Origin of the sequence: Leptolyngbya cf. ectocarpi LEGE 11479, assembly GCF_015207065.1 — a bacterium.
GTDB lineage: Bacteria > Cyanobacteriota > Cyanobacteriia > Phormidesmidales > Phormidesmidaceae > Leptothoe > Leptothoe ectocarpi.
This window is the reverse complement of sequence record NZ_JADEXP010000066.1, coordinates 1-22702: the sequence shown is the minus strand read 5'-3', so window position 1 is coordinate 22702 and position 22702 is coordinate 1. Positions and strand designations below refer to the sequence as shown.

General features: G+C 50.2%; 13 protein-coding genes. All 13 read left to right on the top strand.

Translation table 11 applies throughout. The annotated features are described in order from the left end of the window. Positions 1-48: 48 nt before the first annotated feature. A complete protein-coding gene (locus IQ260_RS09770) occupies positions 49-2025 on the top strand; it encodes a GAF domain-containing protein (protein ID WP_228015790.1) in 1977 nt (658 codons plus the stop codon). 543 nt (positions 2026-2568) lie between these two features. Continuing rightward, positions 2569-3792, top strand: coding sequence for a HupE/UreJ family protein (locus IQ260_RS09765; RefSeq protein ID WP_193992919.1), 1224 nt, complete (start codon positions 2569-2571; stop codon positions 3790-3792). Between the two features lie 57 nt (positions 3793-3849). Next, a complete protein-coding gene (locus IQ260_RS09760; RefSeq protein WP_193992918.1) occupies positions 3850-4953 on the top strand; it encodes an ornithine cyclodeaminase family protein in 1104 nt (367 codons plus the stop codon). A 25-nt stretch (positions 4954-4978) separates the two neighbouring features. Then, complete coding sequence (locus tag IQ260_RS09755; RefSeq protein WP_193992917.1) at positions 4979-6127, top strand: acyl-CoA dehydrogenase family protein; 1149 nt, start codon at positions 4979-4981, stop codon at positions 6125-6127. Between the two features lie 9 nt (positions 6128-6136). Next, positions 6137-7729: an amino acid adenylation domain-containing protein gene (locus IQ260_RS09750; RefSeq protein ID WP_193992916.1), complete on the top strand. Its 1593-nt coding sequence runs from the start codon at positions 6137-6139 to the stop codon at positions 7727-7729. 67 nt (positions 7730-7796) lie between these two features. Next, positions 7797-8036, top strand: coding sequence for an acyl carrier protein (locus IQ260_RS09745; RefSeq protein ID WP_193992915.1), 240 nt, complete (start codon positions 7797-7799; stop codon positions 8034-8036). Between the two features lie 2 nt (positions 8037-8038). Next, a complete protein-coding gene (locus IQ260_RS09740) occupies positions 8039-13516 on the top strand; it encodes a non-ribosomal peptide synthetase (protein WP_193992914.1) in 5478 nt (1825 codons plus the stop codon). Beyond that, the gene (locus IQ260_RS09735; RefSeq protein ID WP_193992913.1) at positions 13516-16272 is read left to right on the top strand and encodes a non-ribosomal peptide synthetase; all 2757 of its coding nucleotides are present in this window, start codon (positions 13516-13518) and stop codon (positions 16270-16272) included. Before IQ260_RS09740 ends, IQ260_RS09735 begins: the two co-directional genes overlap by 1 nt. Positions 16273-16274: 2 nt before the next feature. After that, positions 16275-17984 (top strand): hypothetical protein, encoded by a 1710-nt coding sequence (locus tag IQ260_RS09730; protein WP_193992912.1) that lies wholly within the window; start codon positions 16275-16277, stop codon positions 17982-17984. A 4-nt stretch (positions 17985-17988) separates the two neighbouring features. Next, a complete protein-coding gene (locus IQ260_RS09725; RefSeq protein WP_193992911.1) occupies positions 17989-18726 on the top strand; it encodes a class I SAM-dependent methyltransferase in 738 nt (245 codons plus the stop codon). A 2-nt stretch (positions 18727-18728) separates the two neighbouring features. Then, complete coding sequence (locus IQ260_RS09720; protein ID WP_193992910.1) at positions 18729-20087, top strand: glycosyltransferase; 1359 nt, start codon at positions 18729-18731, stop codon at positions 20085-20087. Next, a complete protein-coding gene (locus tag IQ260_RS09715) occupies positions 20084-22084 on the top strand; it encodes a condensation domain-containing protein (protein ID WP_193992909.1) in 2001 nt (666 codons plus the stop codon). Before IQ260_RS09720 ends, IQ260_RS09715 begins: the two co-directional genes overlap by 4 nt. Before the next feature lie 2 nt (positions 22085-22086). Beyond that, on the top strand, positions 22087-22702 hold a 616-nt coding region (locus IQ260_RS09710; RefSeq protein ID WP_228015788.1), incomplete at its 3' end, for a condensation domain-containing protein.

The window sequence follows — 22702 nt, the reverse complement described above, 5'->3', positions numbered from 1 at the left end:
GGTCACGAGTCTGGGAAATACCCAACTTACAATGAGCTTTTTTTTCCTTTGTCTAATAGTAGAGGTAATCTCACTGTTTTTATTCATCTGATCAACAAGCTTAAACTATCCTATAATCCTGACGCTCCGTTGGATGAGCGCATCGATTTTTCAGGTTTTAACCAGGAAGATCAGGCACAGCTAGAAGACTATGCTGAACCTATTCAACAGATTCTTGAACGGTGTCATTATTGTTATCGTCTAACTCAGCGAATACAGGCATCGGAGACTTTAACAAAAGTGACAAAGTCTGTCTCTCAAAGCAGTCTCAATCCAGATGAAATCAGTGGGCGAGTTATTGATGCAGCCAAGCATTTGATGAATGCCGACCGAGTTACTCTATGGTTGATTGATGATACAAAGCAGGAACTTTGGTGTAATCTTCTCTATAAAAATGGGGAAGTAAAAGAGATGCGGGTGCCCATGGGCGAAGGTTATGCAGGATCTGTCGCCCAAACAGGAGAGCCGCTTAATATCGGATTTGATCTATACGATCATCCTAAGTCTAGTCGTTCTAAGTCAACAGATCAAGCAACAGGCTATCGGACCTGCAGTTTGTTGTGTATGCCAGTACGCGATCGCAACGGAAAATTACTCGGTGTGACCCAGCTTGTTAATAAACGCCGTCAGGGAAATTTTCCTCCCTATGATCCTAATACCTGGCCTAAAGCTCCAGCCTGTTTCCAAGCTAGTTTTGATAACACTAGCCAAAAACATATGGAGGTGTTTAATAACCAGGTGGGTATTGCCCTGCAAAATGTACGGCATTTTAACAAACTAGAACATCAGTCAAACTACCCTCGTAATTTTGTTAGTAAGACCCTGGAGCTGTTAGACCAGGTGATGGACAAGCAGCAGTTTGACGAGATTTTAGATAAGACTCTGCGTTCAATCACCCTTAAACTGGGTCAATCTTTGGGAGCCGATCGCACCACTATCTTTCTGCTCGATGCTGACCGGCAAGAGTTTTGGTCCCTTGTGGCAGAAACGGGTAGTGAAGCAGATGCGTTGGAGGTTCGAGTTCCTGTAGATCAAGGGATTGTGGGAGAAGTGGCGACCCATCGTCGCATGATTAACATTCCCTATGATTTTTATGACGATCCCCGTTCAGCCTTTGCTCAAAGACAAGATCATGTTACAGGATATCGCACCTATACGTTACTGTCTTTACCTCTGATTAACCATCGAGGTGAGTTAGTGGCAGTGGTGCAGCTGCTAAATAAATTGCTGCCCTATCAGCATCCAGACTTACCCTTAGCCAAACGGATTGATCGTCAGGGGTTTACGGCAGGTGATATCGAAACCGTAAATGCCGACTCCGCAGCGATTCAGATTATTTTAGAGAGTTTCTTCTCGTATCATAAAACGTCGCGGGGACAGCGAGTAGCGGCTACATTGATGGCAGCGGTACGCTCCTGTGACTTTAATACGGCAGAGCCAGAGGAAGTGCTAAAGCGCATTATCGATGCGGCGAAGGACTTGATGAGTGCCGATCGAGGGACACTGTGGTTACTGGATTGCGATCGCAACGAACTATGGAGTCGTATCCAGTTTGATAACGGTCGTGTGGAAGAAATTCGCCTCAAAGTCGGAGAAGGTTTTGCTGGAGAGGTGGCCAAAAGCCACGAACCCTTAAATATTCCCTTTGACCTATATAACCATCCTGACTCTGCACGTGCCCAAGCCACCGATGCAACTAGTGGCTATCGGACCTGTAGCTTACTTTGCATGCCAATTCTCAATCAGGATGGTGAACTTATTGGGGTAACCCAGTTGGTGAATAAGAAAAAAGCAGGTCACTATTCTGTACTACCGCTAGTGCATGGCCAACCAGTGCCAGAACTCTATCGCACCAGCTTTGATGACAGCGATCAGAAATGTCTTTACATATTCAACAATCAGGTAGGAATGCTCATTCAGAATGCAGAGCTATTAGCAGCTGTGCGGCAACAGGAGCAAAGACTACGAGAGAATTTGTCAGAATAGACCCACCAAAAAGCAACACAGCCGCAGATAGGCGAGCTTGGTGTTAGGGCCAAAGACCTATCATCCTGAGGCTTTAGCCTCAGGATGTGCTCTCCAGAACCGTTTAGAATACAACATAGGGATGACCAAAGCTCTGTTGTTCCGATTACAAAGAGGTCTAGTCGTTCAATAGCTCATTAGGCACGTATCGGCTTGTATTCTGTGACTGTGTATTTGATGGACTATCTTCATATCCCCTTTAAATAGGGTTCATTCAGACTTTAAATCCACTCCTCAGACTTTATCGTACTAAGGGTAATGAGTACTTAAAACTCATTTTTCTACGGTGGTCCTAGGCTATGTTTAATATATTTTGAACACAAGAAATCTAATGTATAGTTCTTGAAGAAGCGTTCAGTACAATGTGCGTATGCAGCCTGAGATTTTTAGCTAGCGTCCATTATGAAAAAAAATAGTCTTAAATCATCACTCAGCTAATTCTCATAATTAATGAGTCATTGTCAATTAAATCTGGAGGAGGCACTTTGTGGCCCGATAAAGATCATGCTTAGTAAGCTAGTGCGTTCTACCATAGCCAGGGTTGTGCTTGCCGCGTTGGCTTGTCTGTTATGTGTTTTTAGTTCATCGTTAGTGCCCAGTGCTGTAGCGCATGGGTTGGGACAAAGCTATATATATTTTCAGATTAGAGAAGACTCTATTTCGACTCGAGTAGAGCTGCCGATAAAAGAACTCAATGATGTGCTTGAGTTGGGCTTTTCTGGTGATAAGAAAGTGAAGTCAGAAGATATTGAGCCTCACTTAGAGGGAATCAAAACCTATGTGGACGAACATCTGACCCTTGACTGTGCGCCAAACGCCTGTCGCCAAGAGTTTCGGGACTATGGTTTTCTAAATACGACATTCGCTCAGTTTTTGCAGCTTAATTATGATCTAGCGGGTTTTCAGGAGCTGCCTCAGAGTGTTGATGTGACCTATGATGCGATTCTGGAACAGCTGCCGCAGCAGACCAATATGCTACTGGTGGAAGAGAATTGGAGGACGGGGACCTTTCAAAATGAGGCCGAACCGCTAATTATCTTTACAAAGCCGGGACAGACCCAAACGCTGGATCTGACAGCGGGTGGATTGTGGCAAGGCTTTTCGGCCATTGTTCGTCTCGGAGTCTTGCATATTGTAGGCGGCGTTGACCATGTTCTCTTTTTAGTGGCGCTGCTACTGCCCTCGGCTCTGAGACGTCAGGAAAACGCACTATGGCAGCCTGTGGGTAAGTTTTCGACTGCATTTGCCTACCTGATTAAGATCGCAACCGCATTTACCCTTGCCCACAGCATTACACTCTGTCTGGCCACATTTCAGATTGTACAGGTACCTTCTAGGGTAGTGGAGTCAATGATTGCAGCGTCCATTGGCTTAGCCGCGTTGGATATCTTCTATCCTATTTTTCGAGGGCGCTCTTGGATCATCATTTTTCTCTTTGGATTGTTTCATGGCTTTGGCTTTGCTGATGTCCTGACAAAGCTGGGATTAACAAATCAACACGCGGCCCTGTCCTTATTTGGCTTTAATCTGGGTATAGAAGTCGGCCAGCTGATGATTATTGCTGTCGTCTTTCCGGTGCTTTATTTTTTGCGTAAACAGCGTTTTTATCCAAGCATTGCCATGAAAACAGGGGCGCTGTTATTGGGGGCAATATCACTCTACTGGTTTATTGAGCAGGCATTCAATATCAATATCCGGGTTTTGCCAGTGCTACAGGGTCTCTTTTGACACTTTTGGCCCGGTTAAACGTCATAGTTATAAGTAGCGATTTAGCGAACTTTTCCCATGGTTTCTTTAGCACAAACTAGCGTGGTTAATACTGTTGTGGGCTCTGCGTCACAGTTACAAACGCTGGTGCTTTCTGTTGAGGATACTCGACACATTGTTGAGCATGTGGGATTAGATGCACTGATGGATGAGATGATTGCTCGTCTTATTCAAGCATTTGAACAGTTTGACCCAGCTCAAACTGTTGTGCCGGTGCGCACCGGGTTTAGCTATGAGCAGCCCCATGTGGGTCTAGTAGAATGGATGCCGCTGTTTGAAAAGCATCGGCAGATTGTGGTTAAGGCGGTGGGCTATCATCCTCAGAATCCGAGTTTGTATAAGTTGCCGACGGTGCTATCGACGGTGTCTGCCTACGATCCCAAGTCTGGCCACCTGACGGCTGTAATTGATGGGACATTTCTGACGGCGTTAAGAACGGGGGCGGCATCTGCGATCGCAACCCAACACTTAGCCTCCCCCGACAGCCAAATCCTGGGACTCATTGGTGTGGGAGCCCAGGCCGTTACCCAGCTCCATGGCCTTTCCCGCTGCTTTGATCTCAAGCAAGTTCTCATTTTCGATCGTGATCCAGCCGTTAGCCAAACATTTACCGAGCGGATCGCCTGTTTAGGATTAGACCATTTGGACATTTGCCAAGCCGAGATTTCTGACATTGTTGCTACCGCTGATATTCTCTGTACGGCCACATCAGTGGATGTGGGCCATGGTCCCGTCTTTCCTGATCAAAGCCTGAAACCCTGGTTGCATGTCAATGCGGTGGGGGCTGATTTCCCTGGTAAGTTTGAGGTACCCTTAAGTCTCTTAGAGCGCAGCTTTGTGTGCCCTGACTTTCGAGAGCAGGCCATTTGCGAAGGAGAGTGTCAGCAGCTTAAGGATCTAAAAAGTATTGGGTCGGAGCTATCCAATGTAGTTAAGAATCCAGCTCAGTATCGTCACTATCAGCAGCGGTTTACAGTTTTTGATTCCACCGGTTTTGCCTTAGAAGACCAGGTGGCCATGAATATGCTTCTGGACTATGCCACTGAGCTAAGTGTGGGCACCTTGATCAAATTAGAAAGCGCCACCGCTGAAGTCAAAAATCCCTACAGTTTCGTTCTGTAATTGTTCCTGTGTTCTCAAAACTATCATGGATTTTTCCTGGTCAAACGAACAGCTTGCTTTTAAGAAACGCGTCATTCAGTTTGCGCAGGAGAATCTGAATGGTGATATTGTCGAGCGGGACTACCATGGCAAGTTTTCCTTTGAAAACTGGAAAAAGTGTGCTGAGTTTGGTATTCAAGGCATGGGTATGCCTGAGGAATACAGCGGGTCACCGGAAGTCGATTTGATGACCACGGTTCTGGCCATGGAAGGATTGGGCTATGGCTGTGAGGACAATGGTTTTAACCTGGTGCTCAATAACCAGGTTTGGACGGTGCAGATTCTATTATTGTTATTTGGTACGGATGAGCAAAAAGAGCGCTATCTACCACTGCTGTGCCGGGGGGATATGATTGCCGTTCATGCCCTCACTGAACCAGAGGCCGGTTCCGATGCCTATAGTCTTAAAACCCAGGCAACCAAATGTGATGGAGGCTATCGGCTAAATGGGTCAAAAAAGTTTATTACCTGTGCTCCGATTTGTGATTTGGCATTGGTGTTTGCCACCGTTGATCCGTCATTGGGGAAATGGGGATTAACCACATTTTTAGTGGAGCGTGCGTCACCCGGGTTTTCCACCGGTCCTACCCAGGCCAAAATGGGAATGCGTACGGCCCCCTTTGGGGAAATGTTTTTTGAAGATTGTTTTGTGCCCGAAGAGAATCGTTTGGGGCCAGAGGGAGGAGGCTTTAGTGTTTCCCTCAGCTCCCTGGAGTATGACCGCTGTTTTAACTTGGCCAGTCAGCTGGGCACCATGGAACGGCAGCTGGAGACCACCATTAATTATGCCAAGTCTCGGCAACAGCACGGGCAGCCCATCGGCAAGTTTCAATCGGTGTCAAATCGAGTGGCTGATATGAAACTGCGACTAGAAACGGCACGATTGTTGCTCTACAAAGTGGCCTGGCTCAAGGAGCGGAAGCAGCCCGCCATGTTAGAGGCGGCCATGTTGAAATTGTATTTGAGTGAGTGTTTCGTGGCCTCAGGGCTAGATTCGGTGCGAATCCATGGGGGTAACGGCTATATGACGGAATATGGCGTGGAGCGAGACCTACGGGACGCCATTGGTGGAGTGATTTATGCGGGCACCTCGGATATTCAGCGCAATATTATCGCACGGTCGCTGGGGCTGTAGGAGGTAGGCATGATTTATTTGTTGTCTCAAATTTTAGACCGGTCTGCCGAACAGTTTCCTGACCATGAAGCGTTTCGCTGTGATGGGGAGAGTCTGACCTATGGTGAGCTGTTACGGCGTGCCAATGGGTTGGCCCATACCTTGATTTCCATGGGAGTGAAGCGGGGAGACCGGGTAGGGATTTACCTAAGTAAGAGTTTGGAGAGTGCTGTTGCCATCTACGGTGTTTGGAAAGCAGGAGCCGCCTATGTTCCTCTCGATCCTGGTGCTCCTGTTGCCCGTACTGCCTACGCCATTAACCACTGCGGCATTCGTCATTTGATTACTCAAAAATCAAAGCGGATGCGAATACCGGATTTGCTAGCAGCATCACCTAATTTGGGTTGTGTAATTGGTCTGCCAGAGAGTTTTGATCTAGAGCGTTCAATGGATCGGTGTGACTGGCCAGACATTTCCCCTAGCGATGCATCTCCGAATGTGAGAGTGATGGAACAAGACCTGGCCTACATTATGTATACCTCAGGGTCCACGGGTACCCCCAAGGGGATCATGCACACCCATCGTAGCGGTCTAAACTATGCGCGCATGGCGGCCCACACCTACGGTCTGACCCATGCAGATCGGCTGGGCAATCATTCACCGCTGCATTTTGACATGTCCACCCTGGATTATTTCTCAGGTCCGCTGGTGGGGGCAACAACGGTGATTATTCCCGAAGCCTATACCAAAATGCCCGCTAGCCTTTCGCAGCTGGCCCAGGATGAAGCCTTAACCATTTGGTATTCGGTCCCCTTTGCGTTAATTCAGCTATTATTGCGGGGAGTTTTAGAAGAGAGAGACCTGAACTCATTGCGCTGGGTGCTGTTTGGTGGGGAGCCCTATCCGGCAAAGTACATGTATGGGCTAATGGAGCGATTGCCTAAGGCTCGTTTTAGTAATGTCTACGGTCCGGCGGAGATTAATCAGTGCAGCTATTACCACGTGCCGCCTTTAGCTGATGGGCAGACTATCCCTGAAGACGTTGCACCCATCGGCCAGATTTGGGCGAATGCTGAGGAGATTGTTGTGGATGATCAAGATAATCCCGTCAGTTCTGGAGACGTGGGAGAACTGCTAGTGCGCACGCCGACGATGATGGAAGGGTATTGGCAGCGGCCCGATTTAAATGAGAGTGCTTTTTATAAGGCAGAGGTTGCCAACCAAACGGCTGTGTTCTACCGGACAGGAGATTTAGTGCAGCAGCAGCCAGACGGTAACTATCAGTTTGTGGGACGCAAAGATCGACAGATTAAAACGCGGGGGTATCGCGTTGAGCTAGATGAGGTGGAGGCGGCTTTGGTGGGACATCCCCAGGTGGAGGAAGCGGCGGCCTATGGTGTACCGGTGGAGGCGGGTGGGCATCAGGTGGAAGCAGCGGTGATTCTTAAAGCTGGGGTTAGCGAGGGTGATTTGCTGAGATATGTGGGGGAGCGGCTGCCTGCCTATGCGGTGCCGAGGGGGGTTGCGATCGCACTCACTTTCCCCAGAACCGGCACTGGCAAAATCGACCGGCGGGCATTACAACAACAAGCGGAGAAAAGGGTTATGGGTTCTCGAACATAGAATTTTGGTTGTCTGGTGTGCCCACCCTGCAGCTCAAAAATCAAAATTTATAATTAATTTATTTTATATGGATACCCAAGAGATTCTCAAACAATACATTAGTCAAACTCTCCTCAACGGTCGCATGCAGGTGGAGGCAGATGACGATCTCCTCGGTGAAGAGATTATCGACTCCATGGGAGTCATGCAGCTGATTGCCTTTATCGAAGACAAATTTAGCTGTGATGTGCCCCAGGCAGATATCACCATTATCAATTTTCGGACCATCAAGGCCATTGATGCGTACCTAGCCAAGAGGAGTCTTTGATCATGCCCGCCGTCGCTCAGTCTAATCCAATCTCTTCTCCGGCGGGTACCGAGTCCAACCTGACCACGGCCCAGTGGCTCCTGTGGCTGGGGCAAAAACTAGTGCCAGACTCACCGCTGTACAATATGGCGTTTCTGTTTGCCCTGGATGGGGAGATTGATCCTGGCCACTTTCAGGCGGCGGTGCGAACATTGGTGCACCGCAGCGACACGCTACGAACGGTGTTTGAGGACATTGACGGCAGCCCTCAGCAACGGGTACTACCTCAGCTTAACTATGGGGTGCCGATAGTAGATTTAAGTACTGAGATCGATCCACAATCAGCAGCGCGTGCTTGGTCAGAGGATCGGTGTCAACAGCTATTTACTCTATCTGAGCGGCTGTTCGATATTGTGCTAATCCGTCTGGGGCCTGAAAGCTGGGCCTGGTATATCAATCAGCATCACCTCACAACAGATATCTCATCGTTAGGACTGATCTATCAAACCCTCAGTGAGTTCTATGGCCGTTCAGTGGATGGCACGTTGGCTCAGACATCTGCTTTGCCCGCCTATGGTTCGGTTTCTTTACCACCGCCCTCCACCAAAGCTGTCAACTACTGGCAGCACTATGCCGCTAGCCCAGTGGCGCTTTACCAGCGCACAGCAGAGCAGGTTTCTCCCCGCACTCGTCGAGTCTCCTGTGAGCTAGGTCCCGAGAGAACGCAGGCTCTAAAGCGTTTGGCCCTCAATTCGGATGCTACGGCGCTAACACCAAAACTCTCTCTATTTAATGTGGTGGCCGGTATTTTGTTGGCCTACCTGCATCGGGTGAGCGGTCAGGAACAGGTGGCCATTGCTACGCCTGCTCATGGTCGTCCTACGGCGGCGCTTAAAGAGGTTCTCGGATGCTTTATCGAGCTGTTTCCACTGCAGGCTGACATTGAGCCCGATGAGACCTTTGCGTCATTGTTGGCTAAGGTCAGCGACGGCAGCGGGCTGCTGCTGCGCTATGCCCAGCCAGGGGCCAGTCAGTTTGTGCCCAGTCGGGATGTCAACGTTGTTCTAAATTTTATCCATGCTAAGGTTTCAGACTTTGCGGGCCATCCCATGGGAGCGGAGTGGATTCATCCTGGGGCCGGAGACCCGCGTCACCATTTGCGACTGCAGGTGCATGACTTTGATGATCGAGGCAGTCTGCAGCTGCATTTTGATTTTAACTGTGACCTGTTTGAGCCAGAATTACAGGAGCGGGCTCCGGGGCATTTTTTAGCCCTGGTGGATGCGATATTGGCTAACCCTGACCAGCTGATTGCTGGGGTGGATATTGTCCAAGGGGCAGAGCATGCTCATTTGATGGAGTTGGCACGGTGTGAGCAGCCTGAAGCAATTAGTAAAACCGTAGTACAGCGGTTTGAAGAACAGGTTAGGCAAACGCAGGATGCCGTTGCGATCGCATGTGAAAACGAAACCCTCACCTATCAGCAACTTAATACTAAGGCGAATCAACTTGCCCACTATCTGCGTCAGCAGGGTGTGACGGCTGAAACCTCTGTCGGCATCTGTCTGCATCGCTCCGTTGAGATGTTAGTGGCGATTTGGGGGGTGCTCAAGGCAGGTGGGGCCTACGTGCCCATTGATCCCAGCCATCCTGGGGAGCGCATTGCCCACATTGTGAAGGATACTCAGACCCGTTGGGTATTGACCCATTCAGCCGTTTCTGACTGTTTGCAGGGTCAGACTAAGATTGTGCTGATTGATCGGCTAGATTTAACCTCGCAGTCAGACAACAATCCAGACAATCCAACGCCCATTAATCAGCTGGCCTATGTGCTCTATACATCGGGGTCCACGGGACAGCCTAAGGGGGTTGAGGTGGAACATCGCGGTTTAGCAAACTATGTTCAGTGGGCCATTGGGCATTACGTGCGCGGCAGAACGCTAGCTTTTCCGTTATTCTCTCCGTTTACCTTTGATCTCACGGTCACCTCTATCTATGTGCCGCTCCTGTCTGGTGGGCAAGTTGTTATCTATCCAGAAGAACGTGGAGCAATCGATCTCTCACTACAGCGCATTTTTGAAGAGAATGTAGTGGATGTGATTAAGCTGACGCCGTCTCACCTGGCCCTGGTGCAAGGAATGACCCTGGGTTCTCGGGTGAAAACCCTGATTTTGGGTGGGGAAGATCTAAAGACATCATTGGCGGGTGCGATCGCAAATGCCAGTAACCATCCCATTGAAATTTATAACGAATATGGTCCCACGGAAGCTACAGTGGGCTGCATGATTCATCGGTTTCAGGTGGAGTCCAATGCCCCTACCTCTGTCTCTATCGGTAAACCAGCCGCAGGGTCCGAGATTTATCTCTTGGATGAGCGCTTAAATTTGGTGCCTCAAGGAGCGGTGGGTGAGATTTTCATTGGTGGGTCAGGGCTGGCGCGGGGCTATCTTAATCGACCGGAGCTAACGGCAGAGAGATTTATTAATCGTGGAGAGCAAAGGCTTTATCGTACAGGTGATTTGGGTCGCTGGCAGGAAAACGGTCAGCTTACCTATCTGGGGCGGGGAGACCGACAGGTTAAAATCCACGGGACTCGCATTGAGCTAGGAGAAATCGAAGCGGCGCTGGTGGCCCACCCTGGGGTAAGCGCCAGTGCTGTCAGGCTGATGCAGGCGGCAGCGCCGGCACAGACTGGGCCAGTTACCTATTGCACCCGCTGCGGTATCGCCTCCAACTACCCTGGTATTACCTTTGACCACGAGGGCGTTTGCGATATTTGTCAGACCTATGAGACCTATCGCGATCGCACCGAGCAATATTTCAAATCCATTGATGAATTTAAGTCTCGCCTAGACACGGCCCGACAGCGAAAACAGGGTGACTATGACTGCATGATGCTGCTTAGCGGCGGTAAGGACAGCACCTATGCCTTAGCTCAGCTGGTGACCATGGGTTTTAAGGTGTTTGCCTTTACCCTGGATAATGGCTATATCTCGGAAGAAGCAAAAGACAATATTCGTCGTGTGGTCAAAACACTGGATGTGGATCACCAGTTTGGCACGACTCCGGCCATGAACGATATTTTTGTCGATAGTTTGAATCGACACTGCAATGTCTGCAATGGCTGCTTTAAGACGATCTACACCTTGAGCATGCAGCTGGCCTATGGGATGGGAATTCCCTGCATTGTCACCGGTCTCTCACGGGGACAGTTTTTTGAAACCCGTCTGACGGAAGAATGGTTTACTGAGCTGTTTGGCCAGGATGACTTTGACGTCGATAAAATTGACGAGACTATTCTAGACGCCCGTAAAGCCTACCATCGAGCCGATGATGCAGTGTCGCGGCTGATGGATGTGGATATCTTTCAAACCGACGACATTTTTGAAGCAGTCGAGATTCTTGATTTTTATCGCTACTGCGATGTAGAGCTAGCAGAGATGCTCAGCTTTCTAACGGATCAGGTGCCCTGGATTCGCCCATCGGATACGGGCCGTTCCACCAACTGCTTGATCAACAATGTCGGCATTCACCTGCACACCAAAAAGCGCGGCTACCATAACTATGCCCTGCCCTACAGCTGGGATGTGCGCATGGGCCATAAAACCCCAGAAGCGGCCATTGATGAACTCAACGATGAGATCGATGTGGCTGAGGTAGAGAGAATTTTGCAGGAAATCGGCTACGAGGACCAGCAAATTAATAAAGCTCAACTGGCGGCTTATTATATCGGCAAAGTCTCGTCCACGGATTTGAGAACCTTTCTAAGCCAGCGACTGCCGGTTAATGTGGTACCTGCTTACTTTATGCAGCTGGAGCAGATGCCGCTGACCGCAAACGGCAAAGTTGATTTTCCCGCTTTGCCAGAACCCCAGGCCAGTCGTCCACAGATGCAGTCTGCCTTTGTTGCGCCTCAAACGGCTGTGGAGAAAACCCTGGCGAAACTGTGGCAGCAGGTACTCAAGGTGGACCGCATCGGTATTCACGACAACTTCTATGAGCTGGGCGGCGACTCGATTATGGCCATCCAGATTGCGGCCCGCATGTCGGAAACTGGCTTTAATCTGTCTCCTAACCAGATTTTTCAGCATCCTACCCTGGCGCAGCTGTCGGCGGTGGTGGCCCCCGATGTGGAACTAGCTCCAGAGGATCTGACCGGTACAGTCCCCCTCACCCCAATTCAGCAAGCATTTTTTGAACAGCGCTCACCACAGCCAGAACAGTTTACCCAGACGGTGATGCTAGATGTAGCCGAGACATTGACACCCTCAGTTATACAAGCTGCTTTAACGGCTTTGGTAAACCATCACGACAGTTTGCGCCTGACCTACACCCTAACAGAGACCGGCTGGCAACAGCGCTATAGTGCCCCTGTTACTGATGTCACCCTGGTTCAGGTGGATGCGTCCGCAAGGCCACAGCAAATAATTGCTGACACCATTGCCGGTTTGCAAACCCAGCTTGACTTAGCAAACGGAGACTTAGTGCGGGCAGCCTTGTTGAACCTGGGGGATCGGCAGCAGCTGGGGCTGGTGATTCATCACTTAGTGGTCGACGCTCTCTCCTGGCTAACGCTGATTCAAGATTTGGAAACGGCGTATCAACAGCTGAGTCAGGGAGAATCCCCTTCCCTACCCCTCAAAACCAGTTCATTTAAGGCATGGGCTGACGGTCTTCAAGAAGTATCGCTTCCCCAGGCAGAAATTGACTACTGGCGGGCTCGGACCGATGCTCCGGTTCAGTTTGGTGGTGAACCTCAATCCGAAGCCAATGCGCGCACGCTTTCTCGAAAGCTAAGTTCTGAGTTAACCCAAACATTTTTGCAAGCGTCCCGTGCCCGACCCCAGGAAATGTTGTTGACGGCCTTGGCCTTAGCGGTAAAGCAGCATACCAGACAACCCACGGTTCAAGTGGCGTTAGAAGGCCATGGACGAGAAGAGGCGATGGTGTCCAATAGCCGACTGGTGCGCACCGTTGGATGGTTTACCTCCCTCTTTCCAGTAATCTTTGAGGTGGAGGCTGTTCCTAATGAGACTCTGCGAGCGGTGAAAAATGCCCTGCAGCAGATCCCTAACAACGGTATTGGCTATGGTATTTTGCGCTATCTCAAAGGAGAGAACCCCACCAAACACAGTCAGCCTGAGATTTTGTTTAACTATCTTGGTACTTTAGAACAGCTGTTGCCGCCTACATCGATGTTTCGATTTGCCCAGCCGTTACAGGTGTCTCGTAGTTCAAAACAAGTGCGATCGCACCCCCTAGAGATCGGTGCCTTCATCAGCAATGGCCAACTTCACATTGACTGGAGCTACAGCGGTCTAGACGAGGCCACGGTGCAGGCTCTAGCCGATGGCATGATGCAACATCTGCAAACCCTGCTAGCAGGCCCCGGAGACAAAGCAACCGTAGAAGACTTTCCATTGGCCAAGCTCAACAGCAAAAATCTGGACAAGCTGGCGGCCTTGCTCAATAAAGCCGATCGCACGGGAGGTAAGGGCTAATGGAGAACGTTGCTGATATCTACACGCTTTCGCCCACACAGCTGGGTATGTTGTTTCACACCCTGGCGGATACTCAGGCTGGGGTTTACGTGAATCAATACACCTGTAGGCTTAGCGGTCACCTGCAACCGGAACTATTGCAACAGGCATGGCAGCAAACCCTGGCACGGTATCCGGTGCTGCGCACGGCATTTTTGTGGGATGGCCTAGACGAGCCATTGCAGGTGGTGCGGCAACAGGTGGAGCTACCCTGGCAGGTGTTGGACTGGTGTGATTTAGGCGAGCAAACGGCTAAGCTGGAGGAGTTTTTGGAGTGCGATCGCAACCAAGGCTTTAACCTAGATCAAGCTCCCATTCTCCGCCTCACCCTCATCCACCTAAATGACGACACCTGGCAATTTATTTGGAGTTCTCACCATTTACTCTTTGATGGCTGGTCGTTGCCCCTAATCTGGCAAGACATGCTCACTTACTATGGAGCGCTGCAGCAAGATATCGTCCCTCAGCTACTGGCCATACGTCCCTATCGCGACTACATCGCCTGGCAGCAGGAACAAGATCTCAGCACCGCCGAATCCTTCTGGCGTAATCAGCTAAAAGGTTTTTCAGAACCCACCCTCCTACCCGCTACCCAAACCGGCAGCTCCGGGCACTATCAGCAGCACACACAAAAGCTCTCCCCTTCCTTAACCACAGCCCTTAAAACCTTTGGCCAGCAGCATCAACTCACATTAAATACCTTAGTTCAAGGGGCTTGGGCACTGTTGCTAAACCACTACAGCAGTCAGAAACAGGTTACCTATGGATCAGTGGTTTCAGGTCGCCCGGCAGATCTCAGCGGTGTGGAAACCATGGTGGGGATGTTTATCAACACCCTGCCTGTACGAGTAGACATTGTCTCTGAACAACCACTGGTCGATTGGCTGCAGGATCGACAGCGACAGCTTCTGGAACTGCGACAGTATGAAGCCACGGCCCTGACCGATATCCAACGCTGGAGTGATTTTCCTAAGGGTAGTCCTCTGTTTGAAAGCATTGTGGTGTTTGAAAACTACCCGACAGCGGCGGTGACTGACCTGGGGTTTGAAACCCACGAAATTCGCTATCTGGAGCAGAGCAACTATCCCCTAGCCCTGCTGGTGGTACCGGGTGAGTCTTTGGAATTAATCCTACTGTATGATTCGGGGCGGTTTGAAGCAAAGACAGTTGAAAATCTACATGCGCATCTGGAGCTATTGCTAAAGGCCTTTGTCGAGCAGCCCCAGGCTAAACTAACTGACCTACCCCGACTGACAGCAGCGGAACAACAGCAGTTAACCACAGGGGAGACGCTCGACTATCCCCGTGATCTCACCATTCACCAGCTGATTGAAGCTCAGGTGGATAAGACGCCCGATGCTCCGGCGGTGGTGTTTCAAGGGCAGACGCTGACCTATGGCGAGCTAAATCAGCGGGCTGAACGGTTGGCTGGCGTGTTGCGATCGCACGGCGTTGCCCCCGGCGAACGGGTAGCTCTGTGTTTGAATCCATCGTTAGAACGCATTGTGAGTATTCTGGCGGTGCTCAAAGCTGGCGCTGCCTATGTTCCCCTCGATCCTGCCTATCCTGCAGCTCGGCTCACCTATTGTTTAGAGGATACTAATCCGAAACTGTTATTGACGCAGCGGTCGGTTCGTTTACCGGAAACGTCTGTTCCTCTCGCTTATTTGGATGAGAAGCATGCAGAAGCGCTGTCTCCACCGTCCTCTGTATCTCTTGCCCAGCCAGACGATCTGGCCTATATTATTTACACCTCTGGGTCCACTGGCCAGCCTAAGGGTGTGATGGTCAGCCATCGTAATCTGGTGCATTCTACGATGGCGAGATTTCAGGTCTATCCAGAACCTGTAGGTCGATTTCTGTTACTCTCTTCCATTGCCTTTGATAGCTCTGTGGCCGGAATTTTCTGGACGCTGTGTCAGGGGGGGACGCTGGTGTTGCCACCCGAACGGATTGAACAGGATTTATACCAGCTGGCTACGCTGATTTCTCAACAGACAATCACTCACATGCTCTGTGTACCGACACTATATTCGTTGTTGCTAGAGTCGGCTAATCTGCAGCAATTGTCGAAACTGCGTATGGTTATCGTGGCGGGTGAAGCTTGTTCTCGTAACATGGCTCAGCAGCACTACGCTAAACTGCCCGCTACGGATTTATATAACGAGTATGGGCCGACTGAAGCAACCGTGTGGTGTACGGCTTACCGAGTTCCGGTGGATCTGGAGCCTGGGCCTATTGCCATTGGTAAAGCGATTCCGAATACTCAGGTTTATTTATTGAATGAGGATCTGCAGCCTGTTCCCATCGGGGCCGTTGGTGAGATCTATGTAGGTGGGGATGGGGTGACGCGGGGGTATTTGAATCAGCCGGAGAAGACGGCGGCGGTGTTTATTGTTGCGGAGGATGGTGGCCAGGGTGGTGGGCAGGATGGTGGGCAGTGCCCACCCTACCTGTATAAAACTGGGGATCTGGCGCGTTATCGGGCGGATGGTTTGTTGGAATGGTTGGGGCGTTGCGATCGCCAGGTTAAAATTCGGGGGCATCGCATTGAACTGGGGGAAATTGAAGATGCGTTACGAGAGCAGGATCTTGTACAGGAGGCCGTTGTTGTTGCTCAATCAACATCTGATTTAGATAGCCTAATGTCTGCCCTTGCTGCGTTGGAGCCTGAGAAAGCCGAAGCCTTATTGGCGGCTATTGAGGAGAGTGCTTAGCTATGGCTCATAGTACTCGCAGTTGGGCTGATAATTTTGGCAATATCTTCTCTAGCGAAGCCCAGCTCAGCTCGTTTATTTCGCCTGTACTACGTCTGAGCATCCTGCTAGTGCTTGGCATTAGTTTAGAACGTGTGATTAAATCCATAGCCCTTTTACCCCAGGAGAGCTACAACCAGCCTGTCATTTTTATTGAGCTGATTCATAAACTCTTTGGCAGTCCTATCCAAGTTTTTGGCATGGGATTAGTTTTCCTCTTTGGAGTATTTCTAGTAAAGTGCTATCCATGGCTGCGACAACGTAGTCGTTCATTATTTCAAGGCTGGTCCGTTTTTGACGATGCCCATCGCCTCAGACTCTGGATACTCTCCGTTGCGGCTATCCTGACCTGGTGGTTTACCGCCTATGATTACAACCTATTTTTTAATCAGGCCCATGGGTGCGATCGCATCCTTCTCCTCGGCCTATTTTTACTCATCTACTGGCGACCCTTATTTGTTCTCCCATTTACAGTTCTACTAGCTGCCATCATTGGTCAGCTGGCCTATCCCCTTGGCGGCTACTCATGGGCAGCTCAAGATTTGCTTATTCGCAGCTTACTATTGTTTGCCGCCAGCTTTTGTGTCGCTGCCGTGACGGGCTATCGCAAAATATCCGACTTGATTTTTATCACCTGTTGTCTAATAGCAGCCCACTATTTAACATCCGGCATCGGCAAATTAAAACTTAACTGGCTAGTCAACAACAGCACCCATCTGCTCCTACCCAGCGCCTATAGCAATGGCTGGTGGAACTTTCTAGCCCCGGCAGCCATTATTCAGCTAACCCAGATCCTGTCCTGGCTTAACTGGCCCATGAAGGTACTCACCCTGGTTCTAGAATGTGGTGTAGTGTTTGCCCTATGGAACAAAACCACGTTTCGCTGGTTTCTCATTGGCTGGATCAGCTTACACACAGGCATTTTTCTGATCTCAGGCATCTGCTTTTGGCATTGGGCCGTCCTGGAGCTAATCTTTTTTCTAGTCTTCTTCTGGCGAAAAGACGATTTTGTTCGCCCTATCTTCACCAAACGATATCGAGTAATTTCATGGGTTGTAATCCTGGCGTTGGTCATTGGCTTTCAACCAGTTGCCTTAGCCTGGATCGATAGTCCCATTGCCTACACCTATCAATTTGAAGCCGTTGGAGAGAGTGGTCAAGCCTACAGTCTCTCGTCTCGTTTTTTTGCCCCCTACGACTATCAGTTTATCTTAGGTGACTTTAGCTATCTATCGGACCAGCCAGTTCTGATGACCTTTGGGAGGGCCATATTCAAAGACAACCTATTTAATGACTTAAAACAGGTGCAGTCATTAGCTGATATTGAAGGGCTAGAGACTGAAAAAGGACGCACTGCTTTCGATGTGGATAGGATCGATCAATTTGATCTGTTTTGCCAGCAATTTATTGGTAACTGGAATCGTCGGCTTCGACTCCGCTCAGCCGACGCTAGCTGGCTGAGCGGAGTCGAAGCCAGCAGTGTTGATAAGATAGGTGCCTTTTCAGCTCCGCCACTACTGTGGATATTTCCTAGGGAAAATGCGTTTACGGGTCAAGAACTGATTGCGAGGATAAACATTTACCAGATGCTCTCTCTGTATGGGGAAACCCATTATCAACAGCTGAGAACGCGAAAAATCCATACAACAGAAATTTCCACATTAAGGAGGTGAAGTGATGCTAGCAAACATGCCATGGCTTAAATACAACGTCGCTAGAGGTCTCAAAAAGTTTGGGATCGAGCGCAATGGTCTGAAAAAGAAGCTGCTCAGCGAAGGACGCACCCGCTGGCTAGACATGGGCAGTCAACGATTTGAAGAAGGCTTTATGTGTCTGGATCTAGCCTCAGGGGAGGACCTGGCTCCGGACCTGGCTGAGCGCTACTATTCAGCCAATATAGGCCAGTTGGGAGACGCTGACCGAGAAAAGTTAGGCACGTTTGACTTGGTCAGACTGCAGCATGTGTTTGAGCACTTCAGCTTTGAGGACGGAACACAACTGTTGAATTTTTGTTCTAGTCTCTTAAAGCAGGATGGTTATTTATTGCTCACGGTCCCAGACCTGCGCATCCACATCAACGGATATTTCACTAACTATCGCCACATGGGATATTTCGTTAACTATGCTCAGCGTAGAATCCCTCAGGATGCCCCCCCCAGCTTTCTGTTTTCATTCCATGCCCATCAATTTGGCTATGCTCCTGTTGACGATCCGGGACAGGTGCACAAATGGAGCTATGACTACGAGGGACTGACCTATCAGCTCCAAAAGGTCAATAAGTTCAAAAATATCAGACGGTTAGATGTCCTAGACCCTTGGGCCTCCATTCCATTTACCCACAATATGCCCCTTGAGGATCTGTGTGTGATTGCGCAAAAAGATCCGACAAAAGACTCCAGCACGGAGGACTCTTAGCCATGGCCCATATTGTTTGCATCACAGGAGGGCTAAAGGGCATATTTAACGCCAGTCTGGCACTGGTGCAACAGTTGGAATTGGCTGGCCATCGGGTTACCTATGCCAGTCCCCATGATTTTCGAGATGCGGTTACGGCCCAGGGGATTCCCTATGTGCAACTAGAGCCGTGGGTGCTTCAGCCTGTTGATCCACCCATGGGCCGATGGCAGAAGGCGTGGACACTGCGACAGCGACAACAGCAAGCAGTCGAGCAGCTGGGGGTACAACACTTTGCCCAAACCATACAAGATCTGGAGCCCGATCTGGTGCTGATCGATATGGAAATGACGCCTCACATTATGGCTGGGGTAATGAGCGGTCTGCCAATGGCCCTACTGTGTCAGTTTTTGTCCATTTGGAAACGACCTGATTTACCCCCCATTAACAGCAATACTTTGCCGGGCAGGGGTGTCGAGCTAGCCTGGCTGAAAAATGGTTTAACAACTTGGAAAGAAACTCTTCAACAACGATGGCAGCGGATGGGCCTGGACAGACGCTCTGTTTGGGGTTGTTATGCTCGGCAGATTGGCTACCCGTTTCCCGAACAGTTTGGATTTAACCAGTGGCTAATTTCCTACGGACAGGGGCAGCTACCCATCCTTTGTTTTAATGCCCTGGAGCTAGATTTTCCCCACGATCCCCATCCTTTGATGTACTATGTGGGACCGATGGTGTATGAGAATCGCCAGGATTCTCAGGTTACGGCAGATACTCACAAAGCCTTAAAACAGCTTTTTGAAAAACGACATTCCCATGGGCGATCGCTTATATACTGCGGCTGTAGCACTTTTGTCAAAGGCAACCAGCAGTGGTTAAAAAAGATTATGGAAGCTGTTGCTAGCCGACCTAAATGGGATTTGGTTGTGGGGCTGGGCGGACAGTTGGATCGCGATCAGCTGGGAACTCTGCCCGCCAATGTCCATGTCTTTAGTTGGACGCCGCAGCTGCAGGTGCTCAAGCATGCTGACTGCGCTGTGATCAATGGCGGTATTAACACCATTAACGAATGTCTTTACCTGGGGGTGCCGATGCTGGTGTACTCCCTCGGACATGCGGATCAGGCGGGCGATGCGGCCAGGGTGGCTTACCACGGATTAGGGATTGCGGGCGATCGGGAAAAGGATACGGCGGCTGAGATCCGTAGCTCTATGCAGATGTTGCTGACTGATGGGTCTTACCAGGAGAGGGTGGATCGGATGTGCGATCGCATCCACCACTACCACCAAGAAAATCGCGCCACCCAGGTTGTCGAAACCTTACTCAGTCAACGCTCGGTCCAAACAGACAAGACTCACTTAACTGCGTTGGGACCACCATGATAGACACATCCTATCCCGCCGTTTCAGCCCGCAACCCCATAACCAGCCCAAAAGAAATTCTCATGGCACCCAATCAGGAACTGTATCAACGAGTTAAAGCGTTCTCTCCCAAACAGCGAGAGATCCTGGCGCAGCGGCTAGACCTGGCTGCGCACCCTGCTCGGCTAGTGGCCTATGTGGTGTCAGCTGATGATAGTAAGGTTAGTGCTCTGAGAGATCGGCTGAAAGCTAAGCTGCCAAACTATATGGTGCCAGCGGTGATTATGCCGTTAGTCCAAATGCCCCGCACCGCCAATGGCAAGATTGATACCAAGGCACTGCCTGAGCCGCAGCTGGTGGGAACCACAGCAGGTGAACTGACTGCGCCTCGCACCCCAGCAGAACAAATCTTAGCTCAAATCTGGAGTGAGGTACTGCGACTAGACACCGTTGGCATCCACGACAACTTTTTTGAGCTGGGGGGAGATTCCATCCTCAGCATTCAAATTGTGTCGCGGGCGCGGGAGGCTAGGTTGCGGCTAGCCCCCAACCAGCTGTTTGAGCATCCAACGGTGGCAGAGCTGGCGGCAGCGGTGAATCTAGCACCTGCAGTAACGGCTACTCAGGATTTAGTCACCGGAGAAGTGCCACTAACGCCGATTCAACATTGGTTCTTTGAACAGGAAATGCAGATGCCGCAGCACTGGCATCAGGCGATGCTGGTGGAGCTTCCTGATGAAGCAAGTGGAGATTTAGTAGAGAGTGCACTAGCAACTCTCTGGACTCACCACGATGGCTTGAGAATGGGATTTAGCAATAATCAGCAATTCAATGCCGATGCGAGTAACCCTCCTAAGCTAACTCAAATCGATCTCACACACCTGGAAGACTCTGAACAGGCTAAAGCAATTACTGCTCATGGCAGTAATTTGCATGCAGCTGTGAATCTTGCTGACGGTGGCCTGATGAACGCTGTTCTGTTCACCCGTGAGACTAATCAGCCAAACTGGCTACTGTTGAGTTTGCACCACCTGATTGTGGACGCAGTTTCCTGGCAGATTCTTCTTGGCGATCTCTCCGCACTGTTAAAAGGGACTACACAGCTGCCTGATAAGACAACATCTTTTCAGACTTGGGCCCAAACTTTAACGGCTCAAACATCTACATGGAACTCTGAGTTAGACTTTTGGACTGAACAGGTTGAGCGACCAGTCATAACGCTACCACGCGATTTTTCTAATACGCCACCACCTATGGAAGGAACAACCCAGAGTGTGATGGTCACCCTCAGTGCTGAAGACACCCAAGCATTATTAAAAACTGTTCCAGCGGTTTACAACACCCAAATTAACGATGCACTGCTGACAGCATTGGCACAAACGCTGTTGCAATGGGTAGGCACCGCTGCTGGCGATGTTCGAGTAGAAATAGAGGCCCATGGACGGGAACAGATTGCTGCTGGCATTGACGTGTCTCGGACAGTGGGATGGTTTACAACCACTTATCCGGTGAGTTTACAGGTGGACAATGTTGTTGACTGTATCGAGACCCTCAAATCTGTAAAAGAACAGCTGCGGCAGGTGCCGAATCGAGGCATTGGCTACGGTATATTGCGGTATCTGGGAGAGGGGGCTACCCGACAGCGGCTGGCTCAGACAAACCCATCAGAAATGTTGTTTAACTATCTCGGACGGCAGGATCTGACCACCGGAGGCCTACGAGTTATTCCCGATATCGATGTTGGCACCTTGAGAGACTCGCGTAATCGACGGGGTTATCTACTAGAGATAAATACCTGGGTGGCGCAGGATCAGCTACAGATAAACTGGCGATATGACACCCAAATTCATCGCGCAGAAACTCTAACCACGCTGGCCCATCAATATCGGAGCGCTTTGAAATCTCTCATTGCCCAATGCACCGACGACAGCGGTGGCTTCACCCCATCGGATTTTCCCGATGCTGATTTGGGCCAAGCTGACTTAGACGATTTTATTAGCCAGCTGGAGGAGGGTTAACCATGGATAAGAAGAACATCGAAACTATCTATGCCCTAGCTCCTCTGCAGCAGGCATTTTTGTGGCATAGTCTCCAGACATCTGTGCAGGATGGATTGATCCACATGCGCTGTACGCTGCAGGGGGATGTGGATACGAGTTTGTTACAACAGGCCTGGGAGTTTGTGGTGGGTCAGCACCCTGTTTTGCGCACTTCGGTGCATTGGCAAGGGGTGAAACAGCCATTGCAGGTGGTGGCGAAACGGGCAGCTATCCCCTGGACGCACTTGGACTTGAGGGGGCGAGATGATCAGCAGCAGGCTTTGGCGAATTTCTTGGTGAAGGATCGAGAACGTGGGTTTGAGCTGACCCAGGCTCCCATATCTCGTCTGGCGTTGATTTGTTTAGATGAGACGGAGTATGAGCTGGTGTGGAGCTGTCATCATTTAATGCTGGATGGCTGGTCTGGGGCGCTGGTGTTTAATCAGGTGTTTGATTGTTATGGGACTCTGCGACGGGGTGAGAGTCCGACGATTAAAGCTGGACCTACGTATCAGAGCTATGTGCGGTGGTTAAAGCAGCAGGATGGGGCGGCTGCGGAGGCGTTTTGGCGAGGGGAGTTGAGCGGGGTTGGGGAAC

Excerpts from the sequence above, each read along its gene's own strand:
- IQ260_RS09725 (WP_193992911.1), top strand. The coding sequence starts at position 17,989 with ATGCTAGCAAACATGCCATGGCTTAAATACAACGTCGCTAGAGGTCTC.
- IQ260_RS09745 (WP_193992915.1), top strand. The coding sequence starts at position 7,797 with ATGGATACCCAAGAGATTCTCAAACAATACATTAGTCAAACTCTCCTC.
- IQ260_RS09735 (WP_193992913.1), top strand. The coding sequence starts at position 13,516 with ATGGAGAACGTTGCTGATATCTACACGCTTTCGCCCACACAGCTGGGT.
- IQ260_RS09765 (WP_193992919.1), top strand. The coding sequence starts at position 2,569 with ATGCTTAGTAAGCTAGTGCGTTCTACCATAGCCAGGGTTGTGCTTGCC.
- IQ260_RS09755 (WP_193992917.1), top strand. The coding sequence starts at position 4,979 with ATGGATTTTTCCTGGTCAAACGAACAGCTTGCTTTTAAGAAACGCGTC.
- IQ260_RS09730 (WP_193992912.1), top strand. The coding sequence starts at position 16,275 with ATGGCTCATAGTACTCGCAGTTGGGCTGATAATTTTGGCAATATCTTC.
- IQ260_RS09750 (WP_193992916.1), top strand. The coding sequence starts at position 6,137 with ATGATTTATTTGTTGTCTCAAATTTTAGACCGGTCTGCCGAACAGTTT.
- IQ260_RS09740 (WP_193992914.1), top strand. The coding sequence starts at position 8,039 with ATGCCCGCCGTCGCTCAGTCTAATCCAATCTCTTCTCCGGCGGGTACC.
- IQ260_RS09720 (WP_193992910.1), top strand. The coding sequence starts at position 18,729 with ATGGCCCATATTGTTTGCATCACAGGAGGGCTAAAGGGCATATTTAAC.
- IQ260_RS09715 (WP_193992909.1), top strand. The coding sequence starts at position 20,084 with ATGATAGACACATCCTATCCCGCCGTTTCAGCCCGCAACCCCATAACC.
- IQ260_RS09760 (WP_193992918.1), top strand. The coding sequence starts at position 3,850 with ATGGTTTCTTTAGCACAAACTAGCGTGGTTAATACTGTTGTGGGCTCT.